Origin of the sequence: Pelagibius litoralis, from assembly GCF_011683915.1 — a bacterium.
Lineage (GTDB): Bacteria > Pseudomonadota > Alphaproteobacteria > Kiloniellales > Kiloniellaceae > Pelagibius > Pelagibius litoralis.
Window position 1 is genome coordinate 90258 of the sequence record NZ_JAAQPH010000003.1, and the last position, 22575, is coordinate 112832.

23 protein-coding genes are annotated in these 22575 nt (G+C 62.1%); 18 read left to right on the plus strand and 5 right to left on the minus strand.

Going from position 1 to position 22575, the window contains the following annotated elements; translation table 11 throughout:
• Positions 1-33 precede the first annotated feature (33 nt).
• From HBA54_RS04720 to HBA54_RS04740, 5 genes are read right to left on the minus strand one after another with little or no spacing between them, the layout of a single operon-like run.
• The gene (locus HBA54_RS04720) at positions 34-1458 is read right to left on the minus strand and encodes a M20/M25/M40 family metallo-hydrolase (RefSeq protein WP_240932515.1); all 1425 of its coding nucleotides are present in this window, start codon (positions 1456-1458) and stop codon (positions 34-36) included.
• Positions 1455-2192 carry an SDR family NAD(P)-dependent oxidoreductase gene (locus HBA54_RS04725; protein WP_167221916.1) on the minus strand — a complete coding sequence of 246 codons (738 nt, stop codon included), beginning with the start codon at positions 2190-2192 and terminating at the stop codon, positions 1455-1457. The genes HBA54_RS04720 and HBA54_RS04725 overlap by 4 nt, the downstream gene beginning before the upstream one ends.
• Positions 2193-3275, minus strand: coding sequence for a ketopantoate reductase family protein (locus tag HBA54_RS04730; RefSeq protein WP_240932516.1), 1083 nt, complete (start codon positions 3273-3275; stop codon positions 2193-2195). It abuts the gene before it with no gap.
• 2 nt (positions 3276-3277) lie between these two features.
• Positions 3278-3991, minus strand: coding sequence for a creatininase family protein (locus tag HBA54_RS04735; protein ID WP_167221919.1), 714 nt, complete (start codon positions 3989-3991; stop codon positions 3278-3280).
• Positions 3988-4590 (minus strand): MarR family winged helix-turn-helix transcriptional regulator, encoded by a 603-nt coding sequence (locus HBA54_RS04740; protein WP_167221921.1) that lies wholly within the window; start codon positions 4588-4590, stop codon positions 3988-3990. Before HBA54_RS04740 ends, HBA54_RS04735 begins: the two co-directional genes overlap by 4 nt.
• 155 nt (positions 4591-4745) lie before the next feature.
• On the opposite strand from HBA54_RS04740, the gene HBA54_RS04745 reads away from it, so the two are divergent.
• From HBA54_RS04745 to HBA54_RS04830, 18 genes are all read left to right on the plus strand, one after another.
• Positions 4746-6335 carry an ABC transporter substrate-binding protein gene (locus HBA54_RS04745; RefSeq protein WP_167221923.1) on the plus strand — a complete coding sequence of 530 codons (1590 nt, stop codon included), beginning with the start codon at positions 4746-4748 and terminating at the stop codon, positions 6333-6335.
• A 74-nt stretch (positions 6336-6409) separates the two neighbouring features.
• Positions 6410-7381, plus strand: coding sequence for an ABC transporter permease (locus HBA54_RS04750; protein WP_167221925.1), 972 nt, complete (start codon positions 6410-6412; stop codon positions 7379-7381).
• Positions 7381-8274 (plus strand): ABC transporter permease, encoded by an 894-nt coding sequence (locus HBA54_RS04755; RefSeq protein ID WP_167221927.1) that lies wholly within the window; start codon positions 7381-7383, stop codon positions 8272-8274. Before HBA54_RS04750 ends, HBA54_RS04755 begins: the two co-directional genes overlap by 1 nt.
• Positions 8271-9248 (plus strand): ABC transporter ATP-binding protein, encoded by a 978-nt coding sequence (locus tag HBA54_RS04760; protein ID WP_167221929.1) that lies wholly within the window; start codon positions 8271-8273, stop codon positions 9246-9248. Before HBA54_RS04755 ends, HBA54_RS04760 begins: the two co-directional genes overlap by 4 nt.
• Positions 9245-10261: an ABC transporter ATP-binding protein gene (locus HBA54_RS04765; protein WP_167221931.1), complete on the plus strand. Its 1017-nt coding sequence runs from the start codon at positions 9245-9247 to the stop codon at positions 10259-10261. Before HBA54_RS04760 ends, HBA54_RS04765 begins: the two co-directional genes overlap by 4 nt.
• A gap of 161 nt (positions 10262-10422) precedes the next feature.
• Positions 10423-11316: an FkbM family methyltransferase gene (locus tag HBA54_RS04770; RefSeq protein ID WP_167221933.1), complete on the plus strand. Its 894-nt coding sequence runs from the start codon at positions 10423-10425 to the stop codon at positions 11314-11316.
• Between the two features lie 309 nt (positions 11317-11625).
• Positions 11626-12828 carry a tyrosine-type recombinase/integrase gene (locus tag HBA54_RS04775; RefSeq protein WP_322095976.1) on the plus strand — a complete coding sequence of 401 codons (1203 nt, stop codon included), beginning with the start codon at positions 11626-11628 and terminating at the stop codon, positions 12826-12828.
• Positions 12829-12928: 100 nt separating this feature from the next.
• A complete protein-coding gene (locus HBA54_RS04780) occupies positions 12929-13576 on the plus strand; it encodes a hypothetical protein (RefSeq protein ID WP_167221937.1) in 648 nt (215 codons plus the stop codon).
• Between the two features lie 122 nt (positions 13577-13698).
• The gene (locus tag HBA54_RS04785; protein ID WP_205944420.1) at positions 13699-13923 is read left to right on the plus strand and encodes a helix-turn-helix domain-containing protein; all 225 of its coding nucleotides are present in this window, start codon (positions 13699-13701) and stop codon (positions 13921-13923) included.
• A gap of 435 nt (positions 13924-14358) precedes the next feature.
• Positions 14359-15297 carry a ParB N-terminal domain-containing protein gene (locus HBA54_RS04790; RefSeq protein ID WP_167221939.1) on the plus strand — a complete coding sequence of 313 codons (939 nt, stop codon included), beginning with the start codon at positions 14359-14361 and terminating at the stop codon, positions 15295-15297.
• Positions 15294-15785 (plus strand): hypothetical protein, encoded by a 492-nt coding sequence (locus tag HBA54_RS04795; protein WP_167221941.1) that lies wholly within the window; start codon positions 15294-15296, stop codon positions 15783-15785. The genes HBA54_RS04790 and HBA54_RS04795 overlap by 4 nt, the downstream gene beginning before the upstream one ends.
• Positions 15775-16698, plus strand: coding sequence for a DUF7146 domain-containing protein (locus HBA54_RS04800; protein ID WP_167221943.1), 924 nt, complete (start codon positions 15775-15777; stop codon positions 16696-16698). Before HBA54_RS04795 ends, HBA54_RS04800 begins: the two co-directional genes overlap by 11 nt.
• Positions 16698-18197: a YfjI family protein gene (locus tag HBA54_RS04805; protein ID WP_167221945.1), complete on the plus strand. Its 1500-nt coding sequence runs from the start codon at positions 16698-16700 to the stop codon at positions 18195-18197. Before HBA54_RS04800 ends, HBA54_RS04805 begins: the two co-directional genes overlap by 1 nt.
• Before the next feature lie 10 nt (positions 18198-18207).
• Entirely contained in the window at positions 18208-18834 is a 627-nt protein-coding gene (locus tag HBA54_RS04810; protein ID WP_167221947.1) for a hypothetical protein, read from the plus strand.
• A gap of 423 nt (positions 18835-19257) precedes the next feature.
• Positions 19258-19674: a hypothetical protein gene (locus HBA54_RS04815; RefSeq protein WP_167221949.1), complete on the plus strand. Its 417-nt coding sequence runs from the start codon at positions 19258-19260 to the stop codon at positions 19672-19674.
• Positions 19675-19684: 10 nt separating this feature from the next.
• Complete coding sequence (locus HBA54_RS04820) at positions 19685-19939, plus strand: hypothetical protein (protein WP_167221951.1); 255 nt, start codon at positions 19685-19687, stop codon at positions 19937-19939.
• Positions 19940-19962: 23 nt separating this feature from the next.
• The gene (locus HBA54_RS04825) at positions 19963-21219 is read left to right on the plus strand and encodes a hypothetical protein (protein WP_167221952.1); all 1257 of its coding nucleotides are present in this window, start codon (positions 19963-19965) and stop codon (positions 21217-21219) included.
• 390 nt (positions 21220-21609) lie between these two features.
• Complete coding sequence (locus HBA54_RS04830; RefSeq protein WP_167221954.1) at positions 21610-22566, plus strand: hypothetical protein; 957 nt, start codon at positions 21610-21612, stop codon at positions 22564-22566.
• Positions 22567-22575 lie beyond the last annotated feature (9 nt).

The window sequence follows — 22575 nt, forward strand, 5'->3', positions numbered from 1 at the left end:
TTCGACTTACATCGAATCGGTTCCAGCCACCCCTCAAGTCCTTCGATAAGCTGCGTAGGCATCCGGCGATTGCGCCCCGACCTTGCGCAGGATCGTGACCCAGGCCGCGATGCCCTCGTCGACAGCGGAGAGCCGCAGGAATTCGTTGGGCGCATGGAAACGTTCATCCGCTGTCGAGAAGGAAAACATCACCGTGTCGATGCCGAGTATTTCCGCCACCAGATCCGACAGGGGCAGGGTCGCCCCGATCCGCACGCGCAGCGGCTTGCTGCCCAGCGTCTCGGTCAACGCCGCCTCCGCGGCCAGCAGCAAGGGGTGCGACGGCGGCACACGGTAGGCCTTGGTCCAACTGCGGTCGCCGCCAATGGACAGGGTCACGCAGCGCGGGCAGAGGCGTATAAGATAGTCCTGCACCAGTTTGCGGATATGGTGCGGGTCCTGGCCGGGAACCAGACGCAAGGTGAACTTGGCATGCGCCTCGTTAGGAACAATGGTCTTGGCGCCGGCCCCCTGATAACCGCCCCAGAGGCCGTTGACCTCCAAGGTTGGCCGGTCCCAAAGGCGTTCCAGGGTGGCATAGCCCGCCTCGCCCTTCTCGCAAGTGCCCACATCATCGGCCCAGTCAGCACCGTTAAAAGGCAGGGTGGCAAGCGCCGCCCGGGTCGCCGCATCGGGCATCTCGATCCCGTCGTAGAAGCCCGGAACGGTGACCCGGGAGTCGCCGTCGTGCAGGCTGGCGACGAGCGCTGCCATTTCATGCAGGGCGTTGGGCACCGCGCCGCCGTAGCGCCCGGAGTGCAGATCCATGTCAGCCGTGCGCAGCGTGATCTCGAAACCGCCGTTGCCGCGTGAACCGACATTCACCGAGGGCAGGTCCGCGCGCCAGCGCGCGCCGTCGGCGGAGAGAATCGCATCCGCCGTCAACAGCACCTTGTTTTTTGCAAGGATATTGGGCAGAGAGGGCGAGCCTGTCTCCTCTTCACCCTCCAGCAGGATCTTCACATTGACCGGCAGCCGGCCTTCAACCGCCAGAAAGGCGCCCAGCACCTCCAAGGCGATCATGCTGGGGCCCTTGTCGTCGGAAATACCGCGGGCATAGAGCCTGCCATCGCGTTCCGTCGCCTCGAAAGGCGGGCTGTCCCAGAGTTCCAGGGGGTCCGGCGGCTGCACGTCGTAGTGGCCGTAGACCAGCAGGGTGGGCTTGCCCGCCGCGCCGTTCCATTCGCAGAAGAGGGCCGGATGGCCGCCGATGCCGCCATCCAGTTCCTGGAAATTGGCGAAACCAAAGTCCGCAAGCAGCGTCTTCAGGAAAGCGCGGGCCTCGGCCATCCCTTCGCGGTAGGCCGGGTCGGTGCTGACCGAGGGACAGGCGAGATAGCGGCTTAAGCGCTGGAAGAAAGCGTCGCGGCCAGCCTGGCAATGGACAAGAACAGGATCGGTCATATCCGGATCAATCATGTGTGACCTCCATCGACGCAAAGCACCTGTCCGGTGATCCAGGCCGCATCCGCGCCGGCGAGGAAGGAGACCGCGCCGGCGATATCTTCAGGCTGGCCGAGGCGGCGCAGGTGGATGCGCCCGACCATCGCCTGCTGTCCCGCTTCGCCGTAACTGTCCCACTGCCGCCGGGTGGCGTCGTTGGAGAGTACGAAGCCGGGCGCCACGGAATTCACGGTGATCCCCGCCGGGCCCAGTTCCAGCGCCAGTTGCCTGGTCAGGCCGACCAGCGCATGCTTGGCGGCGGTGTAAGCCTGGATACCGGTCAGGCTCGGCTTCAGGCCCGCGCCGGAGCTGATGGTCACGATTCGCCCACTGCCCTGGGCCCGCATGGCCGGCGCCAGGGCCTGGGCCAGGAAGAAAGCACTATCGGTGTTGGCGGCAAAGACGGCACGCCAGTCCTCTTCCGAAACCTTGTCCACTGCCTGATGGACCTGACCACAGACACCGCCGGCGGAGTTGACCAGCACGCCCGGCGCGCCCTGGGCCTGGGTGATGGCCGCGACCAGCCGCTCCACGTCCGCCCGCCTGCCCAGATCGGCCGCATAGGCGGGCAGGCCGAGCGCGGCGGCGGCATCATCGAAAGCCGTGCCGGGGCGGTCGCTGACCACCACATCGAAACCGTCGTCCGCCAGGCGGCGGGCGATGGCCGCGCCGATCCCGCCGACGATACCCGTGACAAGGGCAAGCGTCATTCAGGCCACTCCAGAGCTTGGTACTTCGGCGCCGGGCACTTCAGGGCCGAGCGCTTCCGAAAGGACGGCAAAGGTTTCCCCGGACTGCGGCCGCCGGCCCTCTTCAATATCGTGGATCAGGGCGACCAGCCGGGTCAACGCCGGCGTGGCGATCCCATGGGACTGCGCGATCTGCGCGATAACGCCGATCTGCGGATCGACCTCCGTCTTGCGCCGACGCACCGCAAGATCGCGCCAGATTCCGGAATGGGTCTTTGCGGTTTGGGCGGTGAAGTCGGCAAGCGCGGCGATGGAGGCCCGGGCGGCCGCTTCGTCGGCACCCGGGGCATAGGCTTTCGGATCGAAGCCGTTGAAGCCGCGCGGCGTCACCTTCTCGGCCTCCGCGACGGCCATCACTTCGCGGCCGAGGGCGATGAGCGTTGGAATGCGCGCCGGGTCGGCGAAGTTGGCGCTCATGCTGTCCGGCGTCAGCGCCGTCGCAAAAAGCATCGCGCCATAGCCCAGCTTGCCCCAGAGATAGGCCCAGATGTCTTCGGTCAGCACCGCCTCGGGCTCGAAGACCTGCAGCCATTCGTGCATCTCCCGGGTGCGCGGGCGGATCTTGCCGTCGATCTCGCCGATCACCACCGCGCCGCGGTTGCCGAAGAGAATGCGCCCCGGCTCCTGCCAGTCGCTGCCGTAGTTGACGAAGGCCCCCATGGTACGCCCCGGCCCGGCCATATCGGCGATGAGGCGTTCGTTCAGGCCGTTCTGCGCCGACAGCACATAGCCGTCCTCCGCCAGATGCGGCAGCAGCAGGGTCATGGCGGACTTCGTGGCCTGCGCCTTCACCGCCAAGACGATACGGCGGTAGCGGCCTTTCACTTCGCCGGGCGTCACGGTCTTCACGACCTGACGGAACTCTTCCACCGGGCCCTCGATCTGCAGCCCCTCGATGGAACAGGTCCGGGCATGCGCCGCTTCGATGTCGACCATCTCAACCGCGCGCCCGGCTCTCGCCCAATAGGCACCCAGAATGCCGCCGATCGCGCCGGCGCCCCAGATCAGAACCGGTTCTTCCGCCATGACCGGACCTTCGCTCATGATCAGTCGTCCCAGTTCGGCCAGGGGCCTTCGATGGCGGCGCGGGTTTCCTCGACCCCGGCCTTCCAGACCTCCAGCACGGCATCGTCGGGCAGCTGCCAGGGGCCGCCGAAACTACCGTCGCCGAGCAGCTCCTTGGCGCCCTGCGGCGTCGAGGCCCTCACCCTGTCGAAATCCGCGGGCAGTTTTTCACCCTCCGGCGCCGGCGCGTGGGCCAGACGGGTCCAGGGAAAGTTCTCCATCCAGTTGGCATGGCTGCCGAGCGGGTGGATCTCCTTGACCTTCGCCATGGTCTGCGGCGCGGCCCACCAGTTGTGCAGGCGCACCGAGATGTCGCCGAACTCCGCCATCAGTTCCTGTCCCAGGGCGCCGACCGGGTTGTTACCGCCGTGGCCGTTTACGATCAGGATTTCGCGAAAGCCGCTGCGGCGCAGAGATGTGATGATATCGCGCATCAGGGCCATCAGGGTTTCGACCCGCAGGGTGACGGTGCCGGGATAAGCGCTGAAATAGGGGGTCAGGCCGTAGGGAATAACCGGGTAGACCGGCACCTTGAGCGGCTCCGCCGCCTCCCGGGCAACCCGTTCGGCCAGGATCATGTCGACGCAGAGGGAGAGCTGCGCGTGCTGCTCGGTGGAGCCGATCGGCAGCACACAGCGCGTGTCGCGGGCCACCTGACGCTCCACGTCCATCCAGTTCATCTCGGAAATCATCATGCCCGTTCACTCCCTGTCGGACGCCTGGGATTCGACGCACCGGGTTCACTGGAGGATTCATTGGGAGAGGATTCATTGGGCAGTTCGCCCGATAAAGGGGTGCAGTTCAGCACCACCTTGGCCAGCAGATTGGACAGCCTGCACTGCTCGTCCGCGCTCAAGCCATTCAGCATTTCCCGCTCGCGCCGCTCGAAGGCCGGCAGGGTGCGCTGAAACAGGGCCTGGCCCGCCTCGGTCAGGTAGAGCGCCTGGGAGCGGCCGTCGGCAGGATCGCGGCGGCGCACGATCAGGCCGGACTTTTCCAGACCGGCGATGGCCCGCGATAGGCTGTTTTTCGGAAAGCCCGAGGACTGGGCGATGTCGCGCGCCTGACCGCCCTCGCAGAGGGCCAGGGAATAGATCACGACATATTCGATCCGGCTCAGCCCTTCCGTCTGCTGCACCCAGTCGTAGCAGGCCGTATTGTAGTGCAGCGCCAGATTGTTCAGGCGAAAAGCAAAGGGACAGGGATTCCGCCACAGCTTGGCCTCGGTCATTCTGTTCAGACCTGAAACGCCGCCCGGATTTGTCGGCGCGGTGAAATCGCTACGAGTCGGCATGGGGCCTGCTCTCACTGGTCATGGGCAATCTTGTCACCGGTAATATAGTTCCACATAGAACTTGACACATGGAATATTCCATAACATCGTTGGCTATACAAGTTCCATAAGGAACTATGTTGGTGTTTCTACAAAAACTGGGAGAGGGGGATACGATGAACACGAGACAACTGTTCGCATCCGCGGCTGTCGCCCTGGGTGTGGTGCTGTCGGCGGGGGCTGCCTCGTCCCAGACGCTGACCGTCGGCGTGCGGGGTGGCCCGGAGTCATTGGACCCGCACTTTTCCGCCCTGGGCAGCCATGCCGAGGCTGCCAAGCACATCTACGACACGCTCGTGTGGTCCGGCGACGATCTGCAGATCGAGCCCGGTCTGGCGACAAGCTGGAAGCCGTTGGACGACACGACCTGGGAGTTCAAACTCCGCGAAGGCGTGACCTTCCACGACGGCTCGGCTTTCGACGCCGAGGACGTGAAGTTCTCCATCGAGCGCATTCCGGTGGTCAGCGGCCCGACAACGACGACCATCTATGTGCGCCGCGTGGCCACGGTCGAGATCATCGATCCCCTCACCATCCACATCAAGACCAACGGACCGGCGGCGACCCTGCCCTACGACTTCGTGCGTCTCTTCATTGTCAGCTCGGACGCGGCCAAGGACTACTCCACGCCGGAGACCGCGGCGGAAGGCTTCAACGGCGGCCCGGCAGCGGTCGGCACCGGGCCTTACAAACTGGTGAGCTGGGAACCCAAAGGGGACCTGGTCCTGGAGCGCTTCGACGCTTACTGGCGCGGCAAGGGCGCCTGGGAAAAAGTCATCCGCAAGGAGATCCCGAACGACAGTTCCCGGCTGGCGGCTTTGAAGGCCGGTCAGGTCGATGTCATCAACTATGTCTCCTCCATCGACTATCAGGCCCTGCAGCGCGATCCGGCCATCGATGCCACGGTCGGCGACAGCGTCTACATCATGAACCTGCAGCTGGATCAGCGCGCAGAGACCCCGCTGGTCCGCGCCAAGGACGGCGCCAAGCTGGATAAGAACCCGCTGCGCGACCCCAAGGTGCGTGAAGCCTTCGATCTGGCCATCGACCGCGGGACCATGGTCGACATCGTTCTCGAAGGTCTCGGCAAGCCGGCCAACCAGATGATGCCGCCGGGCTTCTTCGGCTCCAGCGAAGACATTCCGGCGCGCGAGCACAACGTGGAGCGCGCCAAAGCCTTGCTGGCCGAGGCCGGCTATCCGGACGGCTTCCAGATCGATCTCTACTGCACTTCGGACCGCCTGCCGGGCGACGGCTCGATCTGTCAGGGCCTGGGGCAGATGTTCACCCAGATCGGCATCAAGACCAACGTGAATGCCATTTCAAAGACGGTCTACTTTCCGGCGCAGGCCCGTCTCGAGTACTCGGTGTTCATGAATGGCTGGGGTACCCTGACGGGTGAAGCCTCCTACACGCTCGGTTCCCTCGCCCATTCCAACGACCCGGACGTGAAGATGGGCGCCTTCAACCGCGTCGAATACAAGAACGACAAGGTCGACGAACTGATGCAGGCCGGGGCCAAGACCCTGGAGGCCGACCCCCGCCGCAAGCTCTATGAGCAGGCGATGGTCGAAACCATGGCCGACCGGGTCTACATCCCGGTGGTCCAGCTGCAGACGGTTTGGGCCACCAAGGCCAACAGTGTGACCTTTGCACCGCGTTTCGATGAGGATACCCTGGCGTTCTTCATCAAGCCGAAGAGCTGAGCGGCCAGAGGTGAGACCGGAGCCGGGGCCTCTGGCCCCGGCTCTTGCTTTCCCCGCCTTAGGTTAGGGCCGTCATGCTCGGTTTCATCATCCAGCGTATCCTTCAGGCAAGCGTGGTGATGGCCGTCATGTCGGTCATTGTCTTTGTCGGCGTCTATGCCATCGGCAACCCCGTTGAGATCATCATTCCGCCGGACGCGACGCAGGAAATCCGCGCCGAGGTCATTCGCCGCCTCGGCCTGGACCTGCCGCTCTGGGAGCAGTACTTCATCTTCGTCGCGAACCTCGTCCAGGGCGATTTCGGGCGGTCCTTCATCTACAACGTGCCGGTTCTGGAACTGATTGCCGGGCGCTTGCCGGCGACCCTGGAACTGGTGCTCATTTCCATCGTCTCAGCCACCGTGCTGGGGGTCGGCCTGGGCATCTATGCCGGCTATCGCCCCGACAGCTGGATATCGAAAACCATCATGGCGGTCTCGGTGCTCGGTTTCTCCGTTCCCTCTTTCTGGGTCGGACTGATTCTCATCCTGACCTTCGCGGTCAACCTGGGCTGGCTGCCCGCCGGCAGCCGCGGCCAGGTGGTAACGGTCCTGGGCGTGGAATGGAGTTTCCTGACCCTTGACGGTCTGTCGCATATTCTGCTGCCGGCCCTGAACCTCGCCTTTTTCAAGCTGGCGATGATGATCCGGCTGGCGCGTGCCGGGACCCGCGAGATCATGTTGACCGACACCATCAAGTTCGCGCGCGCGGCCGGCATTTCAGAAGGCCGCATTCTGCGCCGCCATGTCCTGAAGCTGATCTCCATTCCGATCGTCACCGTCTTCGGGCTGGAGCTGGGATCGACCCTGGCCTTCGCGGTGGTGACGGAAACGATTTTCTCCTGGCCCGGGGTCGGCAAGCTGATCATCGACAGCATCACGGTGCTCGACCGGCCCGTCATGGTCGCCTATCTGATCCTGATCGCCCTGCTCTTCGTGCTCATCAATCTGACGGTCGATGTGGTCTACGCCCTGATCGACCCGCGCATCCGCACGAGGGGGGCCTGATGTCCACCCTGCAGTCGCCCGTGCAGTCGCCGTTACGCCGTTTCTGGAGCGAGTACTGCGAGAACCGCATTGCCGTCATCGCGCTGGCGGTGGCCATCCTCATGGCCCTGCTGGCGCTCCTGGCCCCCTTTATCGTGCCTCAGGACCCTTACGACCTGGAGCACCTTTCCTTCCTGGACGCCCGCCGCCCCCCGGGTTTCGTCGGCTCCGGCGGCTATACGCATCTTCTTGGGACAGACCCCCAGGGACGCGACCTGCTGTCGGCGATTCTCTACGGCCTCAGGATTTCGATCATGATCGGCCTGACGGCCGGCGCCGTGGGCCTGGTTCTGGGAACCTCCGTCGGCATCTTCGCCGCCTACAAGGGCGGACGCATCGAAGCGGCGCTGATGCGGGTAATCGACCTGCAGCTTTCCTTTCCGCCCATCCTGCTGGCGCTGATCCTGGTCGCCTTGCTGGGGCAGGGCAAGGGCCAGTTGATCGCGGCACTGGTCGCGGCCCAGTATGCCTACTTCGCCCGCACCGCCTATGGCGCGGCCAGAGGGGAACGCCATAAGGAATACATCGAAGCGGCGCTGGCGACACCGCTGAGCAGCGCCCAGGTCGTGCTGCGCCATCTGCTGCCGAACTGCCTGCCGCCGTTGATCGTGGTGGCGACGGTTCAGATCGCCTATGCGATTTCGCTGGAGGCGACACTCAGCTTTCTCGGTCTTGGCCTGCCGGTGACCGAACCGAGCCTGGGCATGCTTATTTCCAATGGTTTTCCCTACATGATGAGCGGGCGCTATTGGATTTCGGTCTATCCCGGCGTGGCCCTGATCATCCTGATCATTGCCATCAACCTCGTCGGCGACCAGATCCGCGACCAGTTCAATCCGAGACTGCGCAAATGACCGCCGTTCTCGAGGTGCGCGATCTCTGCACCCACTTCGACACCCGCGACGGCGTGGTGAAGGCGGTGGACGGCGTCAGCTTCACCCTGCACCCGGGGGAGATCATCGGCCTGGTCGGCGAATCAGGTTCCGGCAAGAGCGTCACCGGCTTTTCGCTGCTGGGACTGGTGGATCAGCCCGGCCGCATCGTCGGCGGCAGCATTCGCCTGAACGGGACGGAACTGGTCGGCCTCTCCGGGAAGGAATTGAGACGCCGGCGCGGGCGCGAGATCGCCATGGTCTTTCAGGACCCGATCGCGACCCTGAACCCGCTACTTACCATCCGGCAGCAGATGTTCATGGCGCTGGAAGCGCATCGCCGGCTTTCGGCCGAGGCGATGGAGGCCCGCTGTGTCGAGATGCTGCAGAAGGTCGGCCTGCCCGAACCGGCCGCCCGGCTGAACGCCTATCCGCATCAGTTCTCCGGCGGCATGCGCCAGCGCGTGGCCATCGCCATCGCCCTGCTGCACGACCCGGCGGTCGTGGTGGCGGACGAGCCGACCACCGCGCTCGATGTGTCGATCCAATCGCAGATCCTCTACGAGATGCGGGCGCTGGCAAAGCAGACCGGCACGGCGATGATCTGGATCAGCCACGATCTGGCAACGGTATCGAGCCTCGCCAGCCGCCTGCTGGTCATGTACGCGGGCCGGGTTGTGGAGGAAGGTCCGGTGGCCCGCGTGCTGCGCGATCCCAGGCATCCCTATACCAAAGGGCTGATCGCCTCGCTGCCGGCCACGGCACGGCCGGGCGCTGCCCTGGTTCAAATTCCCGGCACCACCCCCTCCCTCCTGTCGCTGCCGCCGGGCTGTGCCTTCGCACCGCGCTGTCCGCACGCCGATCCGGCCTGTCAGGCGGAACCGCCCAGAGAGCAAAACGCAGAGCGGATGTGGCGCTGCCACCACCCCCTGAACCTCGCCGGGGCAGGGGCATGACGACCTTCCTGCAGATCGACCGGGTGTCGCGGGAATTCCGTCCGACCCCCACCCTGGGCGGCCGCATCGCCGCCAGGCTGGGCGCATCGGTCGACATGCGCCCGGTCAGGGCCGTGGACGACGTTACCCTGTCCTTGGAGAAAGGGCGTACGCTCGGCGTGGTCGGCGAGTCCGGCTGCGGGAAGTCGACCCTCGGCCGTGTCGTCGCCGGCATCCTGCAGACCACCAAGGGAACGGTCCTGCTGGACGGCGCGCCGGTGATGCAGAACGGCAGCAAGGCCACGACGCGGATTCAGACGGTGTTTCAGGACCCCTTCGCCTCGCTCGACCCCCGCATGAAGGTCGGCAAGGCCGTTGCCGAGGGACCCATCAGCCACGGCCTGGTGGAGCACGACAAGGCGAAGGCTTATGTCGCCGAATGGTTCGCGCGGGTGGGACTGGACCCTGATTTCGCCGAACGCTATCCGCACCAGTTCTCCGGCGGACAGCGCCAGCGGATCGCCATCGCCCGGGCGCTTGCCATGCAACCTGACCTGCTGATCTGCGACGAGCCGGTTGCCTCTCTCGACGTGTCGATCCAGGCCCAGGTCATCAATCTCTTTCTGGATCTGCGCCGGGACCTGGACCTGACCTGCCTGTTCATCAGTCATGATCTCTCGGTGGTGCGTCATGTCAGCGACCGGATGGCGGTGATGTATCTCGGCCGTATCGTGGAGGAAGGAGAGACCGCAGCGGTTTTCGACGACCCGGCGCACCCCTATACGGCGGCACTTCTGGCATCGGTGCCGAAGCTGGTGCTGGAAGACGACGCACTGGTGCGCTTCGAGCCGATCAGCGGCGAGATCCCTTCGCCTCTATCGCCGCCGCCGGGCTGCCACTTCGCCCCACGCTGCCCCTACGCCGATACCGCCTGCACGCAGGCCCCGGCGCTGCGCTCAGTGCTTTCGGACCGCCTCGTCGCCTGCCACCATGCCGAGCGGATAAGGGGCGGTGCCGAAGCCCTGCCCCGCTAGCTAGAGGCCTCTGTCCGGCGGTGGCAGAACAAACGCGGGCTGGGTGATATTGGATTTCCCACACAACTGTCACGCCTTTTCTGAGCCTATGAAACAACCCTGCCGGTCGGCGGGCCGGGCGGCAAGCGCTGCCTTGGGTCTTACTTTCAGAGGCAATCCCGATGCTCCAGAAACTGCGTCAACTCGTTTGGGCCATCAAGGATGGGCAAAGGGATCTTTATCGACTGCGCAGGGACCAGGAGATCCTGCTGTGGTCAGTCCTGCGCAGCGAGTACAGGTCGTTGATCGAGTCGGACAAATTCAGTGACACAAAGCGGCTCAACGCCTTTGGCTATGCTCTCTACTCCCAGGCCGACGAAGACGGTATCCTGGCCGAAATCTTCAAGCGCATCGGTGTCGGCCCGAGAACCTTCGTCGAATTCGGCTGCGGCAATGGGCTGGAAAACAACACCCATGCGCTGATCCTGGACGGCTGGCGCGGCCTTTGGATGGATGCCAACGAGTCACAAATAGCCAGCGCAGAGCGGCAGTTCGCCGATGTCGTTGCGCAGGATAGACTCCACATCAGGCTGGCGCTTCTTGATCCGCACAACATCAACGGTCTGATCGGTGAGTATTTCGAGGGTGAAATTGATCTCCTCTCCGTCGACATCGACGGCAACGACTTTCATGTCCTGAAGGAAATCAGCTGCATAAACCCGCGTGTGATCGTTGTCGAATACAATGCCCGCAAAGGTCCGACGATCGATTGGGTGATTGCCTACAACGCCGCACACAGATGGGATGGCACGGACTACTTCGGGGCGTCCCTGAAGGCCTACGAACATCTCCTCAAAGAGCGCGGCTATCTGCTGGTCGGCTGTTCGATTTCCGGGGTCAACGCCTTCTTCGTGAGAGAAGACCTTGCCACGCCGGAGCTTTTTTGCGGCCCCTTTACCTCCGAGAACCACTTTGAACCGCAGAGAAAGCTCCTGAGGAGGGGCATTCACACCACACACCCGCGCAACTACGGCCCCTGGGACACGGCCAGGCGGCTGCTGGAAGACCAGAAGTAATTCTGAAAAAAGGAAAAATGGCGGGCCTGCTGAGAGAAAGTCCGAACTCTAGACGCTCTCGTCATTTCTTCGAAACGACTGCCGCTCAGCGATCTCGGCTGGATGTCGGCGGCTTTTCGCCTTGCGAAAAGCCTGTGGCGGAGAGGGTGTCTTCATAACAGGCATTTCAGGGCCTTTCCGAACCCTCCACAGGGCGCAGAATTCCTGAAGAAAACCCCCTTCTTTCATTTCAGGGTATTGCATAGCCTTTCCCCAAGCCCCACATTTTTTGTGGGGCCAAGTGTGGGGCCGGGCACAAAGGGGTATCCTGTGGGGAAGCTGACAGCCAAGAAAGTGGAACACGCCAAGCCGGGCAGTCATATCGACGGCCAGGGGCTTATGCTGGTGGTTTCCAGTGCCAAGGCGCGGAAATGGATTCTGCGAATTCAGGTGAAGGGGAAGCGCCGGGATATCGGTCTGGGCTCTGCGGCTGACGTCACGCTGTCGGAGGCCAGGGACTTGGCAACCGATATGCGAAAGGCTTTCAAGCGGGGAGAGAACCCCGTAGCGGAGCGGAAGAAAAAGCCCGCACCGACATTCCGCGTCGCCGCTGAGGCTGTCCATATCGAGCATACGAAGGCCTGGAAGAACGACAAGCACCGGGCGCAGTGGCTTTCATCGCTTGAAGCCTATGCCTTCCCCAAGCTTGGCGACACCCCGATAAACGAAATCACCGGCCCAGACGTTCGGGACGTGGTGTCCGATATCTGGCTGACGGTGCCCGAGACGGCCCGCCGCGTCCTACAGCGTATCTGTAAGGTGCTGGACTACGGGCATTCCAAGGGCTGGCGGGAGATCGAAACGCCTCTCAGGTCGATCAAGGCAGGATTGCCCAAGCAGCCGGAACGGCCCGAAGAAGAGAAGCACTTCGAGGCGATGCCTTGGGCTGACGTTCCGGGCTTCTTTGCAGGCTTGGAGGATCTGTCCGCGACAGAGACAACCCGGCTATGCCTTGAATTCACAATCCTTACCGCCTGCCGTTCCGGCGAAAGCCGGGGGGTGCGATGGTCTGAAATCGATCTGAAGGAAAAGACTTGGACTATCCCCGCCAAGCGCATGAAGGGGCGGCGGTTACATCGTGTCCCGCTGTGCGACCGGGCCGTTGCCATTCTAGAGAGGATGCAGGAGTTACGAAGGACGAAGAAAGCCAGCGCCCTGGTGTTCGAAGGGCGCACAGAAGGCAATCCAATGTCCGATATGACCCTGACTCAGATTCTACGGCGGGCCGGGCTTAGCTGCACTCCACACGGCTTTAGAAGCTCTTTCCGTGACTGGTGCGAGGAATCGACCAGCTACCCCGCCCGTCTGGCTGAGAAGGCCCTGGCCCATGCTGTCAGGGACAAAACCGAAGCAGCTTATCAGCGCGGCGACCTGTTCGACCGGCGGCGGGAATTGATGACCGCCTGGGAAACCTTCTGTTTCAGCGAGCGCCGGGCCGCTGGCAACGTGACACCGATCAGGCGGGCGAAGTAACCTTGAGACGTGGCGGCTAGGGTAGCTCCCGAAAGCCTGGAAATCCTAGCCGGGTTGCCGTCACACCAAAACTAGGAGCGCCTATAGGAGGGTGCGGAGCATGACAGACGGCAAGATCACCTTACCGCCACCGGACTGGCTCACCCTGCCCGAGGTTCTGGAATTTCTGGATAGCCAGGGCATAGAGGCGGAAGGCGGTGCCGAGGCGCTGGAGCGGGCCTTTCGCGACCGCCAAATAAGAACGCGGGGCCGCTCCAAGGAATGGCATGGTCACGACACGAAAACCGAGTTGAAGGCCATCGCCTGGGATGACGCTAAGGCGGACTGGCGGCGCAGCACGCTTAGGAAGTGCGGTAGGTGGGTCGAGTATGAGATAACCGAAGTCGACGTATCGTGGATTGGTCTGGCTCGCTGGCTTGGCCCTTCCAAGTCGGCCACGCCGCCCGCCGCCCATGACCTACCCGCATCCGAGTGGAGTGAAGCCACAACACCTGCTGATCAATCCGCAGACTCCGCCCCCCGTTATAGTGAGGCCAAGGCCTCCCGGTGGCTGAAGGAGGGCCTTTATCCCTTCTTGGTGTCCCACGGCATCAAAACCACTGAAGACGACGACTGGGCTGCCCTGAAGGCGAAATTCCCCGGTGCCCCTAGGCGGCTGGTAAGGGGGGCCAAGAACGTGGAAGGGAAGGCCACCAAGGACAGGGTGGGGCGACCCAGCACAACAAGCCAAAAAACTCCGCCGGTTTAATTCCGCCGCAATCGTCAGCGGCGGAATTTGCGTAATTTTGCCGCGAATTTTTCCTCTGTTTTTCTATCCCTACCGCAACGGTGCACGGCCTTTCCAGGCGGTGCCGAGAGAGGGAAAGAAAGATGGAAGCTACCCAGAGCATCGAGGACGGCCCCCAGGCGACCGCTGAACACGGCGAGCCCCTTCTGGCGTCTATCCCCCAGACCCGGCAATTGCTTGGCGGTATCAGCGATACCTCAGTATGGCGGTTGACCAACAGGGGTGCGCTTGAAGTTCGGAAGATCGGCAGTCGCACCTTCATCACCATGACGTCAATCCGACGTGTAGCAGAACAGGGCGCTGAATAGAAAACGCCCCCAACCGAGCGGCTGCTTGGTCGAAGGCGCTATCTGATTTTTGCGTATGCGGAGTTGGCCTCCAAGATATACGCAGAATTCAGCGAGGGTTCAAGAACAAGTAGCTGCGTCCCGAAAAAAGGACAGCAGCATGACAAGATCCGACGACGTAAATATCTACCGGCTCCCCGAGCGACGGCCCGATGGTCGACGGCGATATCCCATCCTCCGCGAAGCAGGCCCCGGAGTGGTTGCCCTCAGGGCTTCCGCACCCCGCGTAAGGCACCTTCCGCCCGAGCAGCAAAAGGCCATCCAGCATTGCCGGAACTTCCTGGCCGTCGCCCTCACCAGTCCCGGTGACGCCGACAGGCTTGAAGCTCTGGCGCTGGCTGCGGAACGGCTGGCCGTCTTCGGTATCGAGCCCCGCATAGCGTTGGGAGAGGGGGCATGAAGACGAAAATCGAATGTCTGAATGTCTCACACATTCAGGTGATCGGAGAACGCCGCCCGATTGACGAGGCCGCGGTCAAGGTGCTGGTGAAGTCCATTGAGGATTTGGGCCTGAAAACCCCGCCCTCGGTCCGCTACGTCGACGAAATGGAGATCGATGGAGAACATTACGTCAAGGTGCCCGTGCTGGTGGCCGGTGCGCACCGCCTAGAGGCCGCCCGGCGGCTCGGCTGGGGCTATATTGAATGTCTAGTTCAAGACGGTGACGATCCGCTTGAAGCCGCGTTGTGGGAGGTCGACGAGAACCTAGCCCGCCAAGATTTAACCACCGACCAAAAGCGGGAGCACCTGAAGCGCCGGAAGGAGCTTTGGGAACAGCAGCAGGCAGAGACAGGTGGGACGCCATGTCCCACCAGCCTCGCTGATGGTCGACGCGCGGCCCCCCAGCACCAGAAGGGCTTCGCCGCCGATACTGCTGAAAAAACCGGCATGTCCAAGCGGCAGGTCAACCGGCTGTTGGCTGAACCGAAACCCAGACCGGCACCTCCGCCGAAGACCCAGGCCCCCGACAAGTCCGACGCTGCCGAGGCTTCACCACCCGTGGGCCCCGATGACGGCTACGACAAGTGGGCTGATGAGATGAAGGCGGCTTGGGCCGACGCCCCGCCCGATGCGCAACAGTGGTTTCGCGACCAGATAGCTACCCATGGAATCGACCATGACTTTGACCCTCCCCAACAGGGTGGCGCTGGTGTTTCCCAGCCGTTCCGCATTGTCCTGGGCTTCGCTGGCTTCTGTTCCGCCAACGACCCCGGCAAGTACGCCAAGCATATCCCGGTGGACGAGCGCAACGACGTGGGGGAGCTATATGCCAGCGTCAAGGATTGGCTCGAAACCTTCATCGATGCCTTGGATGCGGAGGGTGAAGACCAATGAGCGCGGAGATTATCGACTTCCTTCCGTTCCTGACAACCGAGCGCCGACGCCCTCGGGGTGTCGGCGAATTGCCCGTCTTCTTACCGGACCTTCAGGCGCTTGGCCTGGAACCATATGGCGGGCGATTTGTGGCCTGGGAACCGGCGCAGGCCGCCGCCATCGTCCGGGCGGCTGAAGTGTTGCGGGTAGCCTTCACCCGCCCCCACGAATTCGTCAGTAGCTTTATAGCCAGGGCAAGCCGCCTCCTTTCATCTGCGGATGTTGACTGCACCATTCAGGCCGTCACCTTTGGCGGCGACCGACAGCGGTGGTCACGTCTCACCCCAGAGCAGCGGGCCATGGTGTGGCTCTGCTGCAACGATACCGAGCGGGCGATCATCTGGGGCACCGCTGGCATAGGTGGGGAAATCTTCTTCACCCGCTACGGCATGATTACCGACATTTGGGAGCCTGACAGCGACGAGGAGGGCCCCGACCATGCGGCATGAAGCCGAAACCCTCACCAAAGGCCTTGGCGGGCACTGGGCAGGCAGGCGCGGCCGGGCGCAGTGCCCGGTCTGCGAAGGCAGCGGCGAAAGTCTCTCTATTTGTGAGGCCGACGACGGCAGGCTTTTACTGACCTGCTTCAGGAATTGTACCTTCAGAGACATTCTGGACGTTTCAATTTCACGCGGTTTGCTGGCGGGCCGGAAACGGGATTACCACCCGCCAAGCTTGGCAGACCTTCGCAAGATTCGCGAACAGGCCGAAGCCGAGAAGCGGGGCAGGATAGACTACGCCCGCAAAATCTGGCGGCAGGGGCAGCCTATCGCGGACACCCCGGCAGAGCGGTATCTGAGAGAGCGCGGATTGCGTGGACCCTTCCCAGAGACTTTGCGATTCACCCCCAGCCTGAAACATGGCCCTACCGGGGCTTACCTTCCCGCGATGCTGGCGGCGGTGGCCGTTTCGCCTTCCCGCGATGTTGTCGGCCTGCACCGCACATTCCTGGCCGGTGGCCGGGAAGGTTGGACGCAGGCCCCGGTGACGCAATCCAAGATGATGATCGGCCCCTGTACGGGCGGGGCGGTTCGCCTTGCCCAGGTTGTCGACCATCTGGCGGTCTGCGAGGGCATCGAAACCGGCTTATCCGTTCAGCAGCGTTTCGAGATGCCAACATGGGCGGGATTGTCCACTTCCGGCATTCGCGGCCTAGTCCTGCCTGATGAGGTCAGGCGGGTAGATATCTACTGCGACCACGACCAAAGCAAAAAGCCAGACGGCACCGAATTCAACCCAGGCCTAGAGGCCGCGCAGAAGGCCGCCGATGGCTGGTTGGCGCAAGGAAAGAAAGTGAAAATCCATATGCCAACTACTCCAAAGACTGACTTCAACGACGTTCTTTTGGGGAGTGCGGCCTAATGGATGATGGAAAAATCGTGAGCTTTGAGCCCGCTCTCAGCCTGCCCGATATGGCGGTACTGGACGGGGGCAGGCTTCCCCCACCGGCGCTTCCCCTGGATATGTTCAATCCCTTCTGGAAGGACTGGATTACTTCACGAGCCGAATGCGTGAGCGTTCCAATTGATTATGTTGCCTACCCCCTGTTGTCTTGTGCCGCCTCACTGGTTGGCAATGCCAGACGGATCAAGGCGCGCGGAAAGTGGGATGAGCCTTGCGTTATCTGGTCGGGGATCATCGGCGGGCCAAGCAGCCGGAAGTCACCCGCCGTCGATATAGCGAAGTCACCCCTCTCCGAAGTCGAACGGGACTTGTCGGCGGACTACAGCGAAGTTGTGCGCCAGTGGGAAACTGATAGGGAATGGGCGAAGGCCAAGAAAGAATCTTGGCAGGCCGAGGTGAAGACGGCGACGAAGAACGAAACCCCGCCGCCTCTTATGCCCCCTACTGCCGTAGAGCCCGACAAACCGGCCCGGCCCCGCATTATCGCGAACGACACGACACCGGAGGCACTGACGCAGTTACTCAGCGCAAACCGCCGTGGCCTGCTGTGTGTGAGGGATGAGTTATCCGGTTTCCTGTCGTCATTCGACCGCTATAAGAGCGGCGGCGGCAGTGATCGGGCCTTGTGGATTGAGGCCTTTGGCGGGCGGTCCTACACGATTGACCGGGCAAGTAAGCCGGAGCCTGTAATCATCGAAAACTTGGCGGTCAGTATTACCGGAGGCATACAGCCTGACCGGGTGAATACACTCCTGATGACCGGCGATGATGATGGGCTGTCCAGCCGATTCCTGCTTACCATGCCGCACACGATCCGCCCAACGGCCCCGACTGGCGAAGTTGATAACGAGCCCGTTCTAAGGGCCTTCCGCAGACTGCTTAGCCTGGATCTGGCGACCGATGAAGAGGGGCGGAAAACGCCCATCGTTCTCTCCATTACCGATGCCGCTGCGGATATCCTCTATCGGTGGCAGGGTGCCGCCTATGACCAGGATAGCGATGCCGTTGGGCTGTATGGCTCTCACGTCGGGAAGTTCGGCAGCTACGTCCTGCGGCTGGCGCTGGTTTCGTCGCTGATGAATTGGGCGGCTGGGGATGATGAATCCCCCTCTGAAATATCCGCCGATGCTGTCGGCCATGCCTGCGACTTCATTGAAGAGTATGCACGCCCGATGGCCCGGAGGGTGTACGGCGAAGCGAGCCTTTCGCCAGCCGAGCGCGCAGCCTCCTATATCGCCAGACGAATTCGCAAAGAGAAAATCCAGACGGTGAACGCCAGGGTTATCCGCCGTGAATGGCGAGTGCCGGGCCTCAAAACTTCCGAAGACGTGAGAGAGGCAATTAGCGTTCTGGAAGATGCCTATTGGTTGTTCGAAGCTGGAAGCCGGGCGGGGGACACTCCGGGGCGGCAATCATCGGATTATACGGTGAATCCGAGGGTGCATTCCGATGGGTAGATGGTCCGACATGGCCGCAAGGCTGGAAACCACTCCCCCCGTGCCATTAGTGCCAATAGCGCAGTTAGGTCAATCAGAAGTGACCGCCGCCCCCTTTGCTGCACCTGATGGTTTAGCTATCGGCACTAATGGCACTAATGGCACGGCCTATGAGAATGTCGGCGACCGAGAGGAGCGGGCCGCAATCATGGAATTCTGCGGGGAGCTACCCCGGCAGGAAGCCGAGCGGCTGGCGCAAGAAGAACCCGAGCAGGTTTCGCGTCACTTTGACGCGAAACCGGAGCCGATAGTTTGGCGCGACCGCATCGAGGCCCTTCGGCGCACCTTGCCCCCGCGCGGAATCACTGCCGAGTGGTGGGGGGATTTGCAGGCCGCCTCAATCGGCTTTTTAGAGGCCTGGGGGCACAAGGCCGCTGATCTCGGATGGACGGCCCCGGAATTGTTCGGGCTTGATCCTGCTGCACCCTATGAGCGGATAGGAGCCTGGGGGCTGTGCCCGATGCTCTGCGGAGCCCGGCGGCGCAGTGTTGTGGAATTACACAACGATCATGCGATTATGATGGCCCATGGGCACCGCCAGCGATATGGGCGTAAGCCTCTGCCTCATAGCCTCCCACTTTGGGAGTTGGTGCGATGAACGATGAGCACTCCATTGAGGCGAAGACCCCGGATCTTCACGTCACAGGGACGACGCCGACACGGCGTCAACAAGGCGATGACCAAGGATCGCCACCTGCTACCAAGTTTCGCCAGACAAGCCGCGACAGGACGCGCCGATGGCGTGAACGCAGGCTCATGGGTATCCGATCAATTCCGGTGCAAGTGGATAAGCCGATGGTGCAATGGCTGATAGATCGCGACTATCTGTTACCGGGCCATGTGGGAGACCGGAGGAAGATTCAGAAGGCCTTGGATTGGTTTTTGTATGACTGCGCCGCTTCGTATAGACGGCAACAGAGCAGTGACGTGTCACGCTAAACGACTGTGTTGCAATGTAAAAACACCCCCGGTCCTGTTATATTTGGGCGTGATTCACACAGTAAGCGGAGCCCGGTAACGGATGGCAACATATGTAAAATTCCAGCAGTTCGTGGAGGATCTGGCCCACGGCGTTCATGATCTGGAAACGGATCAGTTGGTGGTGGCTTTGATGGCTGGCGCGCCCAGCGTGAGCCTTGATGCCGTGCTGGCCGATATCACACAGATCAACTATGCGAATCTCTCTTCGCGCCTTATCACCACGTCCAGCGGTGGCCAAACGTCGGGCACCTATAGGCCTATCCTTGCAGACCTGACGCTCACGGCCTCGGGTGCGGTGGCGACGTTCCGCTACATCGTGATTTACAACGACACGCCCACCACTCCGGCTGACCCATTGATCGGCTACTACGACCACGGCAGTAACGTAACGCTGGCCAATGGCGAGACTTTGACGGTTGATTTCGATGGTACCAACGGCCTGTTCGGGCTGGCGTAGGAGAATGGAAATGATGTTCTCGAAAGAAGAGTCCCGGCTGCGCTTCTGGGAAGCCACGGCAGAGAAAGAAGCCATCGAGGCTAAGGCCGCTGGGCTTCGCGGGCAGTATGACACTTTGCGCCAACAGATCGGTGAGCTGCAGGCGCAGCTACGTCCGATCAAGGATCAGATCAAGGCTATCGAGCGGCCCGCCCTGAGCGATCTGGATATGGAGCGTGCGTTCCTGGCGCGGGGCCTGGGTAAGCAAGTTGGCGAGCGGCCATAGAGTTGTTTTCCCCGGTGTAAGATATGGCATTTCCCGCAACAGCAGCGCCAACGGCGACCGCGTTTAGTTCAGCCAACACAACGCACAACGTGGCTATGCCCGCTGTTGTTGATTCTGGCGATCTTCTGGTTATCGGGTTTACTGCAAACGGTAATGCCGCAGTTACAAATCCGAGTGGCTGGACATTACTGGCAGACAATACAATAGGCGCGACCGCCCCTGTTCGCCTTACCATTCATGCCAAGGTGGCGGATGGCACAGAAGACGGGACCGCCGTTAACGTTGCAACGGGGGCAGCCGAAGAGGCTGTTGCCCATGTTTTCCGTGTTACCGGATGGTTCGGGGCAATAGCCGGTGTCGAGGCAGGCGTACTAGGGTCAGCCACCTTTGGAACCAGTTGGGACCCAGGCAACATAACGGCCAGTTGGGGTGCTGCTGACAATCTGTTCATCGCCATGGCCGGTGCCACCGATGATGATGTCGCCTTTACTGGTTATCCAACCAACTATACCGGCGGCAGCTTTACTGTCAGCGGCGCGGGTTTTAACTCGGGATGCGAAATTGGCTCTGCATGGAGGCAATTAAACGCCGCAAGCGATGATCCGAGTGCCTTTACCGGCGCAAGCACAGAGACATGGCTCGCTCAAGGGATCGTAATCCGCCCGGCTGCCGGAGCTTCGGTAACTGCCGAATCTGGCAGCTACTCTGTCACCGGCAACGCCGCGAACACGCTTGTTGCGCATCGGCTCATAGCTGATGCGGGCGCTTATGCCCTAACCGGCCAGGATGCCGCCACGCTGATCGGTTATCACCTGGACGCGCAGACCGGTAGTTACACGCTCACTGGTAGCGACGCGGGCTTACTGCTTGGCGACACCCTGACCGCAGAGGCCGGGGCTTACAGTCTCACCGGAGTAGCAGCCCAGACGACAGTCGGTAAGCGGGTAAACGCAGAGGCAGGCAACTACAGCCTGACGGGCACGGCGGTAGCGACACTATGGAATCACCGGCTTACCGCGTCGCCGGGCGCGTATGTTTTGACGGGCAGCGATGTTTCATTTCAAATCCTGACCGCAGCGCAGCAGTGTTTTGAAGACACCCTATCCCTGATGCGCGATACAGCGGTTGCCGTGTCCTCCGCAATGAGCGATGCAGCAGTCGAAACAACCTCTGTTATGCGAGACGTGCTTGAAACCGAATCCCTGATGCGAGACAGGGCTGTTGAGACAACTTCCAAGATGAGCGATGCGGCGGTCGAAACAGAATCGAAGCTCTGCTGAATTCCGCCGTGACACGTCACCTTAACCCACTGTAACTGAATAGAAAAACGGCCCGTTCCGTGGTAGTCTTTCAGCCATGAAAGGACACTGCAATTGAGCCTCTTCGGAGATTTAAAGGACGCCGGTCGGACGTGGGATTCATACTCTCTGCCTGCCAGCCACGTCTATCCGGGCGGGCCGGTAGTTGTCCACTTCGGCTTTGGTGTTTCACCCTACGCCGTGGCTGCCAGTGCCGAAGTGCTTGGGCGATCCTATGCGGAAACGCTGGCGGAAGCGGACGGCGAACAAACCGACGCAGTGTTGCGAAAACGCGATGAAGCCTGGGCAGGACTTATGCAGGCCTTTCATGCTTGTGACGCTTACGCAGTTAGTTAAAAGGAAAACCGATTCATGCCAAGCCTCGCTGATCTTCGCGACCCCTATGCGGCCCAGAACCGGCAGAAGCGCGACTTTGCTTACTCCGGGCAGGCCGACACGGCTGATATTCCTTGGCTCTATGCCATTGAGGCGGGCCAGGGCAGGCGCGGCCCCTCCGGCATTGGTGAGGGCCAGGGCGGTGGTGCTGATGATGCCGCCGCGCCTAATCCGATGAGCCTCGCAAGCCTTGGCGGCGGTGGCTCCGGGGGCGGTTCATCCGGTGCGGCTGACGTTGGCCTGCCGGGGCCGGGACTGTCGGGGGAAGAGGATATTGAGAGCCTTGGTTTCCTGGGTGACAGGGGCTCAGATAGAGGTTTCGGCGGGGGTGGTTCGTTTGATCGGGGCTTCGGCGATCCGGTGGGAATTCACGACGAGTACACACCACTAGATGGATTGTACGGCGACGTTTTGGATGTGGCCGGTTTTGGCCCGCAGCCGTTCGGCGCATTCGCGGCCCTTATGAAAGGGGGTGCGCGGGGAGCTAATGCGTCAATCTTGGATCAGCGACTCAGAGCAGAAGGGCTTCCGGGTGTTGGGTTCTGGGAAAACGCTATGGCGGTGCTAGGCCTCAATGATCTGGGGGTGGGCACATTGGGCAATGAGCTGGACACCTTCCAGGGCCAGCTTGGCGAGGCCGGGCGGTTGCCGTCACAGTATGAGGGCCGATCAGCAGAAGAATTAGGTGGCGGTTATCGCGGGGCGTTTGATCCTGGAATTGCAAAGGAGCGAGCGGTGGGCCGTGTTGGTCCATTGGGGTTCTTCGGTGATGAGGTTGTGGGCGGCAACGGTAGCCTTGCTTCACTTGGTGGCGCTTCTGCTGCTGGTGATCGTGGCGGCGACCGTGGAGGCCGAGGCGGGCGCGGTGGTGGCCGTGGAGGTGGTGGCAGCGGCAGCAGCCGGGGCGGTCGCGACCGCTCGCAGCGAGACTAAGGGAACGAT

Bases quoted from the DNA above. Each gene is read 5' to 3' on its own strand.
- HBA54_RS04720 (WP_240932515.1), bottom strand. From the start codon at position 1,458: ATGATTGATCCGGATATGACCGATCCTGTTCTTGTCCATTGCCAGGCT.
- HBA54_RS04725 (WP_167221916.1), bottom strand. From the start codon at position 2,192: ATGACGCTTGCCCTTGTCACGGGTATCGTCGGCGGGATCGGCGCGGCC.
- HBA54_RS04730 (WP_240932516.1), bottom strand. From the start codon at position 3,275: ATGAGCGAAGGTCCGGTCATGGCGGAAGAACCGGTTCTGATCTGGGGC.
- HBA54_RS04735 (WP_167221919.1), bottom strand. From the start codon at position 3,991: ATGATGATTTCCGAGATGAACTGGATGGACGTGGAGCGTCAGGTGGCC.
- HBA54_RS04740 (WP_167221921.1), bottom strand. From the start codon at position 4,590: ATGCCGACTCGTAGCGATTTCACCGCGCCGACAAATCCGGGCGGCGTT.
- HBA54_RS04745 (WP_167221923.1), top strand. From the start codon at position 4,746: ATGAACACGAGACAACTGTTCGCATCCGCGGCTGTCGCCCTGGGTGTG.
- HBA54_RS04750 (WP_167221925.1), top strand. From the start codon at position 6,410: ATGCTCGGTTTCATCATCCAGCGTATCCTTCAGGCAAGCGTGGTGATG.
- HBA54_RS04755 (WP_167221927.1), top strand. From the start codon at position 7,381: ATGTCCACCCTGCAGTCGCCCGTGCAGTCGCCGTTACGCCGTTTCTGG.
- HBA54_RS04760 (WP_167221929.1), top strand. From the start codon at position 8,271: ATGACCGCCGTTCTCGAGGTGCGCGATCTCTGCACCCACTTCGACACC.
- HBA54_RS04765 (WP_167221931.1), top strand. From the start codon at position 9,245: ATGACGACCTTCCTGCAGATCGACCGGGTGTCGCGGGAATTCCGTCCG.
- HBA54_RS04770 (WP_167221933.1), top strand. From the start codon at position 10,423: ATGCTCCAGAAACTGCGTCAACTCGTTTGGGCCATCAAGGATGGGCAA.
- HBA54_RS04780 (WP_167221937.1), top strand. From the start codon at position 12,929: ATGACAGACGGCAAGATCACCTTACCGCCACCGGACTGGCTCACCCTG.
- HBA54_RS04785 (WP_205944420.1), top strand. From the start codon at position 13,699: ATGGAAGCTACCCAGAGCATCGAGGACGGCCCCCAGGCGACCGCTGAA.
- HBA54_RS04790 (WP_167221939.1), top strand. From the start codon at position 14,359: ATGAAGACGAAAATCGAATGTCTGAATGTCTCACACATTCAGGTGATC.
- HBA54_RS04795 (WP_167221941.1), top strand. From the start codon at position 15,294: ATGAGCGCGGAGATTATCGACTTCCTTCCGTTCCTGACAACCGAGCGC.
- HBA54_RS04800 (WP_167221943.1), top strand. From the start codon at position 15,775: ATGCGGCATGAAGCCGAAACCCTCACCAAAGGCCTTGGCGGGCACTGG.
- HBA54_RS04805 (WP_167221945.1), top strand. From the start codon at position 16,698: ATGGATGATGGAAAAATCGTGAGCTTTGAGCCCGCTCTCAGCCTGCCC.
- HBA54_RS04810 (WP_167221947.1), top strand. From the start codon at position 18,208: ATGGCCGCAAGGCTGGAAACCACTCCCCCCGTGCCATTAGTGCCAATA.
- HBA54_RS04815 (WP_167221949.1), top strand. From the start codon at position 19,258: ATGGCAACATATGTAAAATTCCAGCAGTTCGTGGAGGATCTGGCCCAC.
- HBA54_RS04820 (WP_167221951.1), top strand. From the start codon at position 19,685: ATGATGTTCTCGAAAGAAGAGTCCCGGCTGCGCTTCTGGGAAGCCACG.
- HBA54_RS04825 (WP_167221952.1), top strand. From the start codon at position 19,963: ATGGCATTTCCCGCAACAGCAGCGCCAACGGCGACCGCGTTTAGTTCA.
- HBA54_RS04830 (WP_167221954.1), top strand. From the start codon at position 21,610: ATGCCAAGCCTCGCTGATCTTCGCGACCCCTATGCGGCCCAGAACCGG.